This is a genomic window from Brevibacillus sp. M2.1A, from assembly GCF_013284355.2.
Lineage (GTDB): Bacteria > Bacillota > Bacilli > Brevibacillales > Brevibacillaceae > Brevibacillus.
In genome coordinates this window covers 4558664-4572235 of the sequence record NZ_JABSUY020000001.1, presented here as the reverse complement: position 1 = coordinate 4572235, position 13572 = coordinate 4558664, and the positions used below count along the sequence as shown (strand labels likewise).

Here is a 13572-nt window from a genome sequence, read left to right as displayed (position 1 = left end):
TGTTGTGATCCTCTCCATTCTGGTTCATTTCTAAAAGTTTAGCATATTTCATAATAGGTGAGGGCCACTTGTAGCAGGCGTCGGCTCCCCATTCTGTCGAGACAGCCGTCAGCCTATTTGTATTGTTCTTATAGATTATTGAAAAAGGGTATTGTCAAACTAGGCCGATGCATGGTATTGTTGTTTTCGTTGGAAACAGGATTAGGAACCAGGATTCACTTTAAAGGGTGGATAACAACGGAAACCGCCCCCGTTAGTGAATGACGCAGGTCCTAGCGATGTTTAACATTACACTCGTTAGGAAGGGGGAACCGAAAGATGGAATATTCGACTTTCGGAAGACACGTTGCTGTTGACACATGGGGAGTTCAGTTTGATTTGTTGAACGACGCAGAATTTTTGAAAAAGGAAATGATTGAGGCTGCTGAGGCATGCGGTGCTACGGTACTGAGTGTGCAAGCGAAGCAGTTTTCTCCTCAGGGTGCTACCGTACTGGTTCTTCTCTCGGAAAGCCACCTGTCCATTCATACGTATCCTGAGCGCGGCTTTGCTGCCCTGGATTGCTACACGTGTGGGGAAACCGTTGATCCGCAAATCGCTATCGACTACTTGGTATCCGTGCTGAAGCCGGAAAAAACTTACGCGAAGAAATTAGTTCGTGGTTTGGGTGAACTGCAAGTTGTTGAGCCAGAAATGAAACTGGTTGAAGCGGCAAAGTAAGGAACAAATGGAAAAGTTTTCAAGAGGTGCGGGCTGATTCCGCACCTCTTTTATATGGAGCTTCGATTCCTATTTATCATCATGGAGTGACAGTAGGAATTCTGCCGCCAATATCATGGAGCAGAGAACGAAATTCCGTGGATGTATTGGTAATCTGACTATTCATGTTGGGTCTCACATCAACTTGATTGGTCCGATGCGTAGCTTCTTCATAAATATCTGCATGGATGGCACGAATCCGATCAAATGTGGCTGCGTCGGAGGCTACTTGGATCGAGAAGTTGGGAACACGTGAACGAACGGCTGAGTGGACTTGCTGTTCGATTATGCGCGTTTGCTCAGGGCCAAAGTTTTTCCGAACACGAATTCCGACGACTGCATCTGTGCCGCTTACGAGAACAGTAGCACGTTCCACACCAGGCACTTCATCTGCGACCAAGGTGAGCTGTTCAGCCAAATCCTGATTGAAACCATTGACCGTATAGCCTTTGTGATAATTGCGGGCATTGATTCCGCCAGTGTAGGCATGATAATCATGAGCGAGGCTAGTCCTGGCACCCGGGGCCTGCTGATTGGTGGTACTTTGTGTGTGCGCTTGATTTTTTGGATGGCTGTTCGAGCTTGCGCATCCGGTCATCATGGTTGCAATCAAAAGCAAGCCAACCAAACATTTCGGGCCACTCCGTTTCATACGTATGCCACCTCCATTTTCCTTAGTATGACGAAAACGAAGTCTCTTACTCTGGAAGTGGCTCCCGTAAAAAACTGCCCATTGTGCCGCGTTTCACTACCTGTTAATATGGAAGGTATGCATAATAGAGGAGGTTCACATGAAGCGTCTTGACATACGCAACATTGCAATTATTGCCCACGTTGACCACGGAAAAACCACACTGGTTGACAAACTTTTGATCCAATCGGGCACATTCCGCTCGAACCAACAGGTAGAAGAGAGAATGATGGACTCCAACGACCTGGAGCGCGAGCGTGGAATTACGATCCTGGCGAAAACCACTTCTGTCAAATACAAAGATTTCACGATTAACATCTTGGATACACCAGGCCATGCTGACTTCGGTGGCGAGGTTGAGCGTATCATGAGCATGGTGGATGGCGTTCTGTTGATCGTCGACGCCTTCGAAGGCTGTATGCCACAAACGCGCTTTGTATTGAAAAAAGCGCTGGAAGCAAAAGTTACCCCTATCGTTGTCGTGAACAAAGTAGACCGCGACAATGCACGTCCTCAAGAAGTTATCAACGAAGTGTACGACCTGTTCATTGATCTGGATGCGACGGAAGACCAACTGGAATTCCCGATCGTATATGCTTCTGGTCTGCAAGGGATTGCAGGACTTGAGCCAGATAAACTGGAAGGCGACCTTCGCCCACTGTTTGACACCATCGTAGAGCATATGCCTGCTCCTGACGCAGACGAATCTGCTCCGCTCCAAATGCAAGTAACCATGCTGGATTACAACGACTTTTTGGGTCGTATCGGGATTGGCCGCATCTATCGCGGAACCATGAACCTGAATGAAATGGTATCTGTCACTACACGCGAAGGCGAAGTGAAAAAGGCACGGATTCAAAAGCTGTTCGGATTCTCCGGTTTGCAGCGTGTTGAGCAAAAAACAGCAAGAGCAGGGGATATCGTAGCGATTTCTGGTATTGACGATATCAACGTTGGGGAAACCGTTTGCCACGTTGATCATCCAGAGGCATTGCCACTCCTGAAAATTGACGAGCCTACCCTGCAAATGACGTTCCTTGTGAATAACAGCCCGTTTGCTGGTCGCGAAGGTAAGCACGTGACTTCCCGCAAGTTGCGTGATCGTCTGATGGCCGAGCTGGAGACAGATGTATCTCTGCGTGTAGATGAAACAGATTCGCCAGATGCGTATGTGGTTTCCGGACGCGGTGAATTGCACTTGTCCATCTTGGTTGAGAACATGCGTCGTGAAGGCTTTGAGCTGGGCGTGTCCAAGCCTGAGGTTATCATTCGTATGATCGATGGCCAAAAAATGGAACCGGCTGAGCTGTTGATCATTGATGTGCCTGAAGAGTACACAGGGGCGGTTATGGAGACATTGGGTCAACGTAAAGCCGAGATGGTTAACATGATCAACAACGGCTTCGGACAAGTTCGCCTGGAATTCATTATTCCATCCCGCGGTTTGATCGGATATCGTACAGAGTTCTTGACGATTACACGCGGTTACGGTATTCTCAACCACTCCTTCGACAGCTATCGTCCACTTGTACCAGGAGCGGTAGGAGGACGTCACGCAGGGGTACTTATTTCCCATGAGACAGGAACAGCTACCACGTATGGCTTGATGTCCGTAGAAGATCGCGGAACCATGTTCATTCACCCAGGTACAGAAGTATACGAAGGCATGATCGTGGGCGAGCACAACCGTGACAACGATCTTGTTGTTAACGTATGTAAAGAAAAGCATGCGACCAACGTACGTTCTGCGACCAAGGATGAGACTGTCAAAATGAAGGCTCCTCGCATGTTGTCCTTGGAAGAGGCACTGGAATATCTGAACGACGATGAGCTGTGCGAAGTAACACCTCAATCCGTTCGTCTGCGCAAAAAATATCTGAACAAATCAGATCGTGAGCGCTATGAGAAGCAAAGACGCTATGAAGCACAACCGCAAGCATAAGATTGAAATGAAAAGAACGCCACTTGATCCTGTTTGGGGATGAAGTGGCGTTTTTATTTGGGCTTTTCCTTACAACAGACTCTCAATATCTGAGCTGAGTTCTTCGGGTTGAGTACGAGCACTGATGCGTTTCACGACACGACCGTCTTTATCCACGAGGAATTTGGCGAAGTTCCATTCGATATCTGGATTTTCTTCGCTAGGAGCATGTTCCTTTAAGTACTGATACAACGGGTGGGTACCAGGACCATTGACATCGATCTTCGCAAATAGCGGGAACGTCACGCCGTAATTGCGATCGCAGAACGTTGCGATTTCCTCTTCTGTTCCTGGCTCTTGCCCAGCGAATTGGTTGCAAGGGAAGCCAAGAACGACCAGCCCCTTATCTTGATAACGCTCATACAGCCCCTGTAGCCCTTTGTATTGAGGGGTAAGGCCGCATTGGCTGGCGACGTTCACGATTAGCAGGACATGGCCTTTGAAGGCGTCCAATGTCTGCTCTTCACCGGAAATCGTTTTGACGGCAATATCATACAAGCTCATCTTATTCCCACCTTTTTCTACTGACATACCCTCATCATAGCATGTACGGCGAAAATCTTGCCAGCCAAATGGAAGGGCCTACCGTTTTTTGACACAGAATGCACCACCTGATAAAGTAAGAAAGATAGCGTTTTCCTAAGAAAAAAGGAGTGACTATTCGTTTCATTCCGCCTATGAGGTGGCATGTGAAGCGGTAGGAGTTTCACCGCTTGAAGACAGGAGAGATAAGTGATGGACTGGATACAAATCGCATCAACCTATGTGCCAACGAATCCAGATCAGCTCACAGCATATGACAGCTTTCGCATATGGGCTGATAAATATCGGGCCTGGATTTTGTTTGTGGAATTAATTATTGTCTATTATCTTGGCTTTGCTACTCGTATCCGTATGCCTATTTTGAAAAACGTGCTCTTGTACATCCTTTTATTTGTTGGAGCACTCATTTTCGCTATTTTGGATGTGCAGCTTCCTGTGAAAAGTGCAATGCTGGTGGCGATCGCGATACTCGTGATTGTAAAGGTACGGATCAAACCGGAGCAAACTGGGCGAAAGTGAGGAGAACCACGTGAAGCGTGAAGATGCACTTTTTAATTGGCTCCAAATTCAAGTGGTTGCCGATGCGCGACCAGAAGACCGCTCTGCTTTGGATACCGCTGCTTTTTTCTTGCAATTGCTGAGAGAGGATCATCAAATGAGCGATATCGGTTATCGTCAGGAAGGTAGCTGGTACGTGCTATTTGGGAACGCTGATTCACAGTCTGTGGAAGTGCGATACCCTGCTGAATCAGTCGAAGCTTTATTGGTCGCGATTGAAAGCGAACCCAAGTACAACTGCAACTAACGGGACAAAGACTCCCCTCCACTTGCCGAAATGATTCGGAAGTTGGGTGGAGTTTTTTTGTATCATGCGCATTTCATAGGTAATAAGACGCGGTTTCTTGGATCATGCAACTTTTGAAAATGATTTCCCGTCAATATTCATGCCCCAAGCATACAGGGGGATTTTGACAGACGAGAAGGGGGAACTACCATTGAAAAAGTACATGACCAAGCCCGTATTAGCAGTGGTGACAGCGGCAGGTATTCTTGGCTGTTTGACGCCAATTTTTGCCAATGCAAGCTCGATTGCTAGTCCAAGTGCCACAAAGGTAGTCATGAATGACGAGGGGAAGCAAGTCACGCGCTACAATCTTAAGGAACTTGCCCAAAATGATCCAACGACACTGAACATGCTCTTGAAGAATCAGGCAGATCACTTGTACATTATTGTAGATGAGATTAACTTGAATACGAAGCTCCAAACGTATATGGAAGAAAACAAAGCAGAGTGGGAGCGTATCTACAACGAGTACTACAGCGATATCTGGTTGGAAGTGCGCCTGACAGAGAATGCTGAAGAAATCGTGAGCGTAAATGCCAAGACTGAAAATAACAAGGTGTACATAAAGGGGATTGTGACTTCGGATGTCACCAAGGTTGTTGTGAAAAAGCCGAATTCTGACATCATTGAAGTCGTTCCGACCAACGATCACTCTTTTACAGTCAGCTTTGAAGCTCCGGATGCATCGTATGAACCGTATGTAACCGTGAGTGCCTATGCAGGCAGCAAGCTGGTCGATAGCGAAGAGGTAAAAATCGTTCCAAAAGCAGAAGAAGATAAGGAAATGATCATCCATACCATGACTGTATTGGATGCGAAGAAAAAAGAACTAAAAGTAAAAGGAATTGTCAAGCAGGGGGCAGACAAAGTAACTGTCACCTATAATGGCGTGAAAAAAGACGCAAACGTGAAGAAGCTGTGGGATGGCGTAAGCAGCTTTACGGTTTCAGTAAAGGATGTACAAGCAGCAAAAGATCAAAAAGCCTTGATCGAGGTTTATGAGGATGGCAAGAAGGTTGATTCCGAATCCGTTCAGGTAGAAATTGTTAACGCCCCTGATAAGGATCAAGCGACCGAATATGCGATCAAGGCGACTGCTGTAAACAATCCTGCCGCCAAGTCCATTCAGGTGAAAGGGACAGTAAGCGGCTGGAACAAAAAGGACGATACTGAGCTGTTTGTGATCGCTCCAGACGGTCAGAAAAAAGAGATTGAACCGAATGACAAAGGTGAGTTTTCTTTGACCTTGTCTTACAAGAATCGTTCCTTTAGCGCCAAATCCATTCAATTCGCACTGTATGAAGACGATAAGCTGGTTAAGAAAGCTGACGTTGCATTAAGCACAAAAGTCATTGTCGAGCCTGTGAAGCCAACAGACGACGATGAAAACGATGATGATGACAAAAAGAAAAAAGAAAAAGGGAAGCAGAAAGATAAGCATCCCAACGGCAACGCGTATGGTTATTGGAAAAAGCACGGTAAGGAATGGAATGACGATCACGATGATGACGATCATGACGAGGACAGAGACTAGTCTCTATCATTAAGGCCGCTGCTTGTAAGTCTCGACGTACTCCACCAATTGTCTGATGTAATCACCCAGAATGGGGATCGAAAGAAATTGCGTCAAGAGGGAGCCGAGGAAAGCCAAAACGATAGCAGTACCAATCGTCAATCCCAGACCCCGGGCAAGACCTGCGAGGAAATTGATCCAGAGCAGCTTGCGCGGGGCTGTGTAATTTTGGATTACATCTGCTAGTCGGATATCTTCCAGGAACATCGCAATTTTGTGCATCCGCTCATTTACCTTCCGAACTTCCTGAAGCTCTTCAAGAACTTGATCAATTTGCTGCATGAGGCGGTCTGTAGGCGACAAGCTGTCCATCCCCTTTCACTATTCGGTATCGTTACCTACCAGTCTAGGGAAAAAGACAACCAGAATCAAGGTGGAGAGGAAACGTTTGCCTATCAGCTGTGCGAAGGGTAAAATGAACGTACAAAACGTTTGTTAGGAGGCTTTGAAATGGCTGAAACTGTTTCCCAATCTCTTTCCGAAGATTTATTCAAGCTCTTGCAAAAGGAGCGCTTTGTTACTTTGGGCACAGTAGACCATGAGTCAGGGGCACCATCGCTCAGCTCCTTGTCCTGGACGTATGCTGTCAGCGCCGATACGATTCGTTTTGCCGTGGATAATCGCTCCCGTATTTTGGCTAATATTGCGAAGGAACCGCAGGTTGTCCTGCATTTGATCGGTGCCGGCTCGTCTTTTGCCATTAATGGTCGTGCTGTCGTTAAAACAGACCGCTTGGAAGGAGTTCCGCTCAAGCTGGCCATGGCAGAGATCAAAATTGAGGCTGTTCGTGATATTATGTTTTACGGTTCCCGTATTTCCGTAGAACCACAATATGAAAAAACGTATGACAAAAACGCAGCAGCGAAGCTGGACAATCAAGTTATGACCGCCTTGAAAGATGCAAATTAACGGGTGGAAATAAATTGTTGACAAGAATCCTGCCGATCCTTTACTATTAGGGTCAATCGAATTGAATAGCAATCTTCTTATCCAGAGCGGCGGAGGGACTGGCCCGATGATGCCCGGCAACCAATCACCTGTATTTTAACAGGGAGATAATGGTGCTAATTCCTGCAGAGTTATCAAACTCTGAAAGATGAGAAGGATTTGCTTACGGTGACGTAAACAAAGCCTTCTTTCAGAGGAAAGGGGGCTTTTTTGATGCCCTCGTACACTATTGGAGGGAGAGAAACAGACATGAAATTGGAAACAAAGTTGATTCAGGCGGGAGTAGGCAGAGACGAAAAAACAGGGGCGGTGAGTTTTCCTGTTTACTATGCAACGGCTTATCGTCATCCTGCCTTGGGCCAGAGCACTGGATATGATTATACGCGCACAGCTAATCCTACTCGCACTATTTTGGAGGAAACCATCGCTGAAGCGGAATCAGGAGATGCAGGATTCGCTTGCGCCTCTGGTATGGCTGCTGTTCACACCGTCATGGGCTTGTTTTCCCAGGGGGATCATCTGATCGTTTCACTCGATCTTTACGGGGGAACCTATCGATTGTTCGAGCAAGTGCTCTCTCGTTACGGTCTGACATTTTCGTACGTGGATTTGCGTGACATTGATGCACTCAAAAATGCGATTCGCCCAGAGACAAAGGCCATCTTCGTCGAGACACCAACCAATCCGCTCATGCAGATTACCGACATTCGAGCAGTAACGCAATTGGCGAAACAGCACGGGCTCCTGACGATTGTAGACAACACATTTTTAACCCCCTATTGTCAACGCCCACTAGAGCTTGGTGCAGATATCGTTTTACATAGTGCAACCAAGTATTTGGCAGGACATAACGATGTACTGGCTGGACTCATCGTAACAAAAGGAGAAGAGTTGTCGGAAAAAATCCGGTTTTTGCACAATTCAATCGGTGCTGTACTTGGACCGCAGGATTGCTGGCTTCTCATTCGCGGGATGAAGACATTGGCATTGCGGATGGAGCGTCATCAATCCAACGCGTTGATTGTAGCGGAAAAACTGCGTGAGCATCCGGCAGTAGCGGAGGTATTTTATCCAGGTCTACCAGAGCATCCCGGGCATGAGATCCAGGTGAATCAAGCGACCGGGCATAGTGGGATGGTATCGTTCCGCGTACGCGATGCAGAGCAGGTGGGATTGTTCCTGCAAAATCTGCAAATCGTGTCCTTTGCCGAAAGCCTGGGTGGTGTCGAGTCATTGTGTACGTATCCGGCGACGCAGACTCACGCGGATATCCCGCAAGAAGTCAGAGAGCATGTCGGTGTTTGTGATCGATTATTGCGACTGTCGGTTGGCATCGAGCATCCAGATGATGTCATAGCCGATTTGTTTCAGGCCTTGAATGCTAGTTTGGTCGTAGGGGGGAGTGTACGATGAATTTTGCAACCAAGATCCTCCACGGTTCCACTTGCATTGACCCGTTCACAGGTGCGTCGTCGGTTCCGATTTATCAAGCTTCCACATTTCATCAGACTGATATCGATCAGCCAGGTACTTTTGATTACGCCAGATCTGGCAATCCGACCAGGCAGGCTTTGGAGGAAGCCATTGCGTCTCTGGAGGGAGGCGCACGAGGTTTCGCGTTCTCATCTGGCATGGCTGCCATTTCCAGCGTTTTCATGCTGTTTTCAGCAGGAGACCATGTTGTAGTGGCGGAGGATGTATACGGTGGCACGTTTCGGTTTTTGACCAAAGTTTTGTCGAGAATGGGCATCTCCGTTACATTCGTGGATGCAACAGATACTGAAGCCGTTCGCGCAGCCATTACACCGATAACAAAAGGGGTTTACCTGGAGACTCCTTCCAATCCTACCTTAAAGGTGACAGATATTGCAGCAGTTTCTCGAATCGCGAAGGAGCACGGCGTGCTCGTCATTGTCGATAATACGTTCCTTACCCCGTATTACCAGCGCCCATTAGAACTTGGCGCAGATGTGGTCATTCATAGTGCAACGAAGTTTATCGGTGGGCATAGCGATGTGGTGGCAGGTCTGGCCGTGACCAGAGACGCTTCGTTAGGGGAGCAGCTCTACTTTATCCAGAATGGCATGGGAGCGATTTTGGGTGTGCAGGACTGCTGGCTCGTGATGCGTGGGCTGAAAACATTGAAAGCCCGACTGGATGTGAGCGCGAAGACAGCCGCGAGCTTGGCTGACTGGTTGTCTACGCATCCACAAGTAAGCCGAGTCTACTATACGGGACTGACGGATCACCCCGGGCACCTGATTCAAACACAACAAGCGACTGGGCATGGGGCTGTTCTTTCCTTTGATGTAGGGAGCCGCGAGCGAGCAAAAGCGTTGTTTGATCGCGTAAAATTGCCGATTGTGGCTGTCAGTCTCGGGGCAGTGGAAACAATTCTTTCCTATCCAGCTACGATGTCACATGCAGCGATGCCTGCTGAAGAAAGAGCTGCAAGGGGAATCACAGATGGTTTGATCAGATTGTCAGCTGGTTTAGAGGATTTCAATGACTTGGTGGCAGATTTGAAGCAAGCACTGGATCATTTGCCGTCTGAAACACCAGTCCATAAAGAAAAAGAGGTATTCTCCCGGGCTTAAATCCGGGGATACCTCTTTTCTTTTATGGTGATCCTGTACGATTTGCGTTGATTTTGTTTTGTCCCTGCGGTTCTTTGTGCATGCGTTTTTCTTTTACTTGAGAAGGGGTTTCTTCGCGAGGCTGCACACTGCGCGGCAACTGGGGAATGATCCGACCTACGATGTCCGCCAACTCTTCCGTAATTCCGGCAACAGGATGGCCGCGACGAATATCATCTCTCATTTCCCGTAACCGTTGTACGATAGCAGGGTCTGCAGTTACGACAGCATTCGCTCCTTGGGGGTCTTCTTTCAGAGCTTCCGCAACCGTATACTTTATGACGCCAACTTCTGGGCGATCCAGATTCGGGTCCACTGTAATACCGACTACCGCATATTTGCCCAATACCACAGCAGTGGCACTGTGTACCCTTTTCACACGTGTTGCCAGTTGGGCGAGGCGATCAGCGGTGGCTTGGGAAGATTGATTATAAGCAGGCTCAGGAGCTGTTTGCTGAACGCGCTGAGTATGATTGGCATGCTTCGGCTGTTGTGCAGCCTGATTCGCCGGGGGTTTATTGCCTGACATACATGCTGTAAGCAACAAGCTAAAACCGAGGCAGTAGATCATGATCCGTTTCACAGGCATTCTCCCTTTCCCAGTATTGCCTTCCTTTCATGAGGAGGGCAGGGTTACAAGTATTTTGTTCTGGGCTGCCCATTTTCATTCTGGCACTGGGTCGTCTATCTCTGTCTACCTGAACATAGACTGTAGTACATCACGTCGCCGCACTTGAGCATCCCTCCAAAAATTGCATAGGGTATATAAGAAGGGTAATAGGAGGCGAGATTTTGAAGAAAATCTACGTACTGGACACCAACGTACTCCTGCAAGATCCAAGGGCGATGTTTTCCTTCGCTGACAACGAAATCGTCATACCAGCTGTCGTATTGGAAGAAATCGATTCCAAAAAGCGGTACATGGATGAAATTGGCCGCAATGCTCGGTACGTATCTCGGCTCTTTGACAGTTTTCGTGAGCTGGGGCAATTGCACACTGGCATTACCCTTGAAACGGGTGGGTTGTTTCGGGTGGAACTGAATCATTCCTCTTTCCACCGCCTTCAAAAACAATTCACGGAAATGAGTAATGACAACCGCATTTTGGCGGTTGCACTAAACTTACAAGAGGAGGAAAATGGAAAACCACAGCCAAGACCAGTCATTTTGGTAAGTAAGGATGCTCTCATGAGAGTCAAGGCTGATGCATTGAATATTTCCGCAGAAGATTTTCTTTCGGATCGAGTTGTGGGAGAGTTCTCCAGTATTTACCCGGGGTATCAGAAGATGATGGTAGCATCCGACATCATCAAGACTTACTATGCGACAAGAAAACTGCAGCTGGCCTCCTGTTTTCCGCGCTATCGCTTTTATCCTCATCAATTTTTAGTGCTGAAGGACGAATGTAACCCATCTATTTCAGCGATTGGAAAAGTCGACCCGGACGGAAAAATGTTAGAAATGCTTATCTCAGATGATGATCCGATTTGGGGCATCCGAGCCCGCAACGTGCAGCAACGGATGGCAACCGAATTGCTGCTACGAGATGATATCCCTTTAGTAACCATGACCGGTAAGGCCGGTACAGGAAAAACCTTGCTGGCATTAGCAGCGGGCCTGCTGCAAATTGAGGACCAGCAAAAATACAAAAAACTGTTAGTAGCAAGACCTATCGTTCCGCTTGGAAAAGACATCGGTTATTTGCCCGGCGAAAAAGAAGAAAAGCTTCGGCCGTGGATGCAACCGATTTATGATAATTTGGAATATTTATTCAACACAAAACGCCCAGGTGATTTGGATAAAATTTTGGCAGGCATGGGAAGTTTGCAGGTGGAAGCTTTGACGTATATTCGCGGGCGCTCCATCCCTGAACAATTTATTATCATTGACGAAGCCCAGAACTTGACAAAGCATGAAGTGAAGACGATCCTGACGAGGGTGGGGGACGGCTCGAAAATTGTGTTAATGGGTGATCCTGAGCAGATTGATCATCCGTATCTGGATGAGAGCAACAACGGTTTAACCTACGTGGTCGAAGTATTTAAAGACCAAAAGCTGGCTGGACATATTCAGTTGGAAAAAGGCGAACGGAGTGTGCTCGCACAGCTGGCGGCAGATTTATTGTAAAGAGGATGTATGAAAAACTACGAAGAGGTCATACTATTTTTGTCGAGCCCGTTGATTCATGTGAGTAAACGGCGAAATGCCTTGCAGGAGGCGAAGATCCGTGGATAATCATGATCAAGCAATCGACGAAAGTCGTATGGAGATACACCGATTCCTTTAGCTACTTTTCTCTACGACGGAGGTTGAAGAGCCAAAGAGAATAACCGGTAGAACCCCATAAGCAATTCGGGCTCGACAAGGACCGCTCCTCATTGGAGCGGTTTTCATTTTTGAGGATTTGGCAGGCAAAAGAAAAACGCGGATAAACGATCCCGCGTTTTTGTCTGATTTTCCTTATTTAGCAGCCGCGATTGCTTTTCGCAATGACGAAATACATCCGATGTGCATTCCTTCATGGAAAAGAGTGAAGACCATCATTTCCCCATAAGTATGCATAGTGCCTTTGTCTCCTAGCTCAAACGGTTTTGGCAATGGATCATTCAAGCGGGAGTGAAATTCTTCTTTGATACGCACATGCTGTTCTTTTAGCTCGGCAGCTAAGGTTTCGAGGGAAGGTGCTTCTTTTTGCCAATCAGCAGGTTTGGTTCCTGGAGCGAACATGGCTGCGTAATGCGGAGGACATTTCATTCCTTCTGGTCCGAAGAGCAAGTAATCTTGTGTCAGAAGAATATGGCCAATATTCCAGCGAATGTTGTTTTTAAAGCCAACTGGAACCACATCTGCTTCTTCCTCGGTTATTTCCGTCAATCTCGCCAAAAACATTCCGCGAATCAAGTCGTACTGATTCCATACAAAAGAAAAGTCCTGCATAGCAATCCCTGCCCTTCCTCATATTTACATGCACTTCACATCTTACCGCATAAACAACAAAGGGGAAATATACAAACTGCAAAAAAATTTGCAAGTTGTCCCTCCAACTCCATACATATGTACAAAGGAGGGAAGCATGATGGTTACGTTGGATTCATCTATTTCTTTTTTGATTTATATCACAGCGGTATCCAGCGCGGCAGCAGGAGTTACGGAAGCTTTTAAATCAGTCATTCCCTTTTTGGCGACGGACTATGAGGCGAAAGAAAATTGCTGGGAGGATCAGTATCATGCTGCTCGATTGATGCACTACAAGCGCTTTTTCAATCTGCTTATTTCCGTATTGGCTGCTGGTGTCATTTTTGGCATGCTTGGTCTGGACCCGGCACTTATTTTAACGGGTGCTGAATCCGCTTATGTAAAAGATTCGTGGCAGTTAGGAACATGGATGTGGGGAATTGTTGCGGTGTTTGGCTCGCCTTTTTTCGCATCACTCCTCAAAATATTAGAGAGCTTCAAACAATCAGTGGACAGCAATTTGCCTCCTAATCGACCGCGCCGCAAAGTCAGCGGAACACGAGAATAAAGCTCGTCTTCCTATAGTTGCCCGATGCTTGCCGGATACGCTAAGATAACCAAAAGAGCGGTAGCAAAGGTGGG

Annotated in this window: 15 protein-coding genes and 1 riboswitch; of the genes, 10 read left to right on the top strand and 5 right to left on the bottom strand. The window is 47.3% G+C overall.

Annotated elements, in window-relative coordinates; genetic code table 11:
• The first annotated feature begins 318 nt into the window (after window positions 1-318).
• On the top strand, window positions 319-720 hold the full coding sequence (gene speD, locus HP567_RS21960; RefSeq protein ID WP_007723244.1) for an adenosylmethionine decarboxylase: 402 nt from the start codon (window positions 319-321) through the stop codon (window positions 718-720).
• Window positions 721-799: 79 nt separating this feature from the next.
• Here the strand turns inward: speD and HP567_RS21955 are convergent, their stop codons facing one another.
• Window positions 800-1411: a YhcN/YlaJ family sporulation lipoprotein gene (locus tag HP567_RS21955; protein ID WP_173608241.1), complete on the bottom strand. Its 612-nt coding sequence runs from the start codon at window positions 1409-1411 to the stop codon at window positions 800-802.
• 139 nt (window positions 1412-1550) lie between these two features.
• Between HP567_RS21955 and typA the strand changes: the two genes are divergently transcribed.
• Window positions 1551-3392 (top strand): translational GTPase TypA, encoded by a 1842-nt coding sequence (gene typA / locus HP567_RS21950; protein WP_048033790.1) that lies wholly within the window; start codon window positions 1551-1553, stop codon window positions 3390-3392.
• 69 nt (window positions 3393-3461) lie between these two features.
• Here typA and HP567_RS21945 read toward each other — a convergent pair whose 3' ends face one another.
• The gene (locus HP567_RS21945) at window positions 3462-3935 is read right to left on the bottom strand and encodes a glutathione peroxidase (protein WP_173608240.1); all 474 of its coding nucleotides are present in this window, start codon (window positions 3933-3935) and stop codon (window positions 3462-3464) included.
• A 231-nt stretch (window positions 3936-4166) separates the two neighbouring features.
• Here HP567_RS21945 and HP567_RS21940 point away from each other — a divergent pair, with 231 nt between their 5' ends.
• The 3 genes from HP567_RS21940 to HP567_RS21930 all read left to right on the top strand — a co-directional run bounded on the left by HP567_RS21940 (window position 4167) and on the right by HP567_RS21930 (window position 6352).
• Window positions 4167-4493 (top strand): YlaH-like family protein, encoded by a 327-nt coding sequence (locus HP567_RS21940; protein ID WP_088908425.1) that lies wholly within the window; start codon window positions 4167-4169, stop codon window positions 4491-4493.
• A 10-nt stretch (window positions 4494-4503) separates the two neighbouring features.
• On the top strand, window positions 4504-4779 hold the full coding sequence (locus HP567_RS21935) for a hypothetical protein (protein WP_173608239.1): 276 nt from the start codon (window positions 4504-4506) through the stop codon (window positions 4777-4779).
• Window positions 4780-4969: 190 nt separating this feature from the next.
• Complete coding sequence (locus HP567_RS21930) at window positions 4970-6352, top strand: hypothetical protein (protein ID WP_173608238.1); 1383 nt, start codon at window positions 4970-4972, stop codon at window positions 6350-6352.
• Between the two features lie 9 nt (window positions 6353-6361).
• Here HP567_RS21930 and HP567_RS21925 read toward each other — a convergent pair whose 3' ends face one another.
• Complete coding sequence (locus HP567_RS21925) at window positions 6362-6703, bottom strand: DUF5665 domain-containing protein (protein ID WP_007723262.1); 342 nt, start codon at window positions 6701-6703, stop codon at window positions 6362-6364.
• Between the two features lie 138 nt (window positions 6704-6841).
• On the opposite strand from HP567_RS21925, the gene HP567_RS21920 reads away from it, so the two are divergent.
• From HP567_RS21920 to HP567_RS21910, 3 genes are all read left to right on the top strand, one after another.
• Window positions 6842-7300 carry a pyridoxamine 5'-phosphate oxidase family protein gene (locus HP567_RS21920; RefSeq protein ID WP_007723265.1) on the top strand — a complete coding sequence of 153 codons (459 nt, stop codon included), beginning with the start codon at window positions 6842-6844 and terminating at the stop codon, window positions 7298-7300.
• 74 nt (window positions 7301-7374) lie between these two features.
• Window positions 7375-7494: riboswitch (SAM riboswitch) on the top strand.
• Window positions 7495-7588: 94 nt separating this feature from the next.
• A complete protein-coding gene (locus tag HP567_RS21915; protein WP_173608237.1) occupies window positions 7589-8752 on the top strand; it encodes an aminotransferase class I/II-fold pyridoxal phosphate-dependent enzyme in 1164 nt (387 codons plus the stop codon).
• Window positions 8749-9936 (top strand): trans-sulfuration enzyme family protein, encoded by a 1188-nt coding sequence (locus HP567_RS21910; RefSeq protein WP_173608236.1) that lies wholly within the window; start codon window positions 8749-8751, stop codon window positions 9934-9936. Before HP567_RS21915 ends, HP567_RS21910 begins: the two co-directional genes overlap by 4 nt.
• 22 nt (window positions 9937-9958) lie before the next feature.
• Here HP567_RS21910 and HP567_RS21905 read toward each other — a convergent pair whose 3' ends face one another.
• Window positions 9959-10564, bottom strand: a complete 606-nt coding sequence (locus HP567_RS21905; protein ID WP_173608235.1) for a YhcN/YlaJ family sporulation lipoprotein — start codon at window positions 10562-10564, stop codon at window positions 9959-9961.
• Between the two features lie 203 nt (window positions 10565-10767).
• On the opposite strand from HP567_RS21905, the gene HP567_RS21900 reads away from it, so the two are divergent.
• Window positions 10768-12102: a PhoH family protein gene (locus HP567_RS21900; protein ID WP_173608234.1), complete on the top strand. Its 1335-nt coding sequence runs from the start codon at window positions 10768-10770 to the stop codon at window positions 12100-12102.
• 333 nt (window positions 12103-12435) lie between these two features.
• Here the strand turns inward: HP567_RS21900 and HP567_RS21895 are convergent, their stop codons facing one another.
• Window positions 12436-12912 (bottom strand): DinB family protein, encoded by a 477-nt coding sequence (locus HP567_RS21895; protein ID WP_173608233.1) that lies wholly within the window; start codon window positions 12910-12912, stop codon window positions 12436-12438.
• Window positions 12913-13051: 139 nt separating this feature from the next.
• Here HP567_RS21895 and HP567_RS21890 point away from each other — a divergent pair, with 139 nt between their 5' ends.
• Window positions 13052-13498 carry a hypothetical protein gene (locus HP567_RS21890; RefSeq protein ID WP_173608386.1) on the top strand — a complete coding sequence of 149 codons (447 nt, stop codon included), beginning with the start codon at window positions 13052-13054 and terminating at the stop codon, window positions 13496-13498.
• Window positions 13499-13572 lie beyond the last annotated feature (74 nt).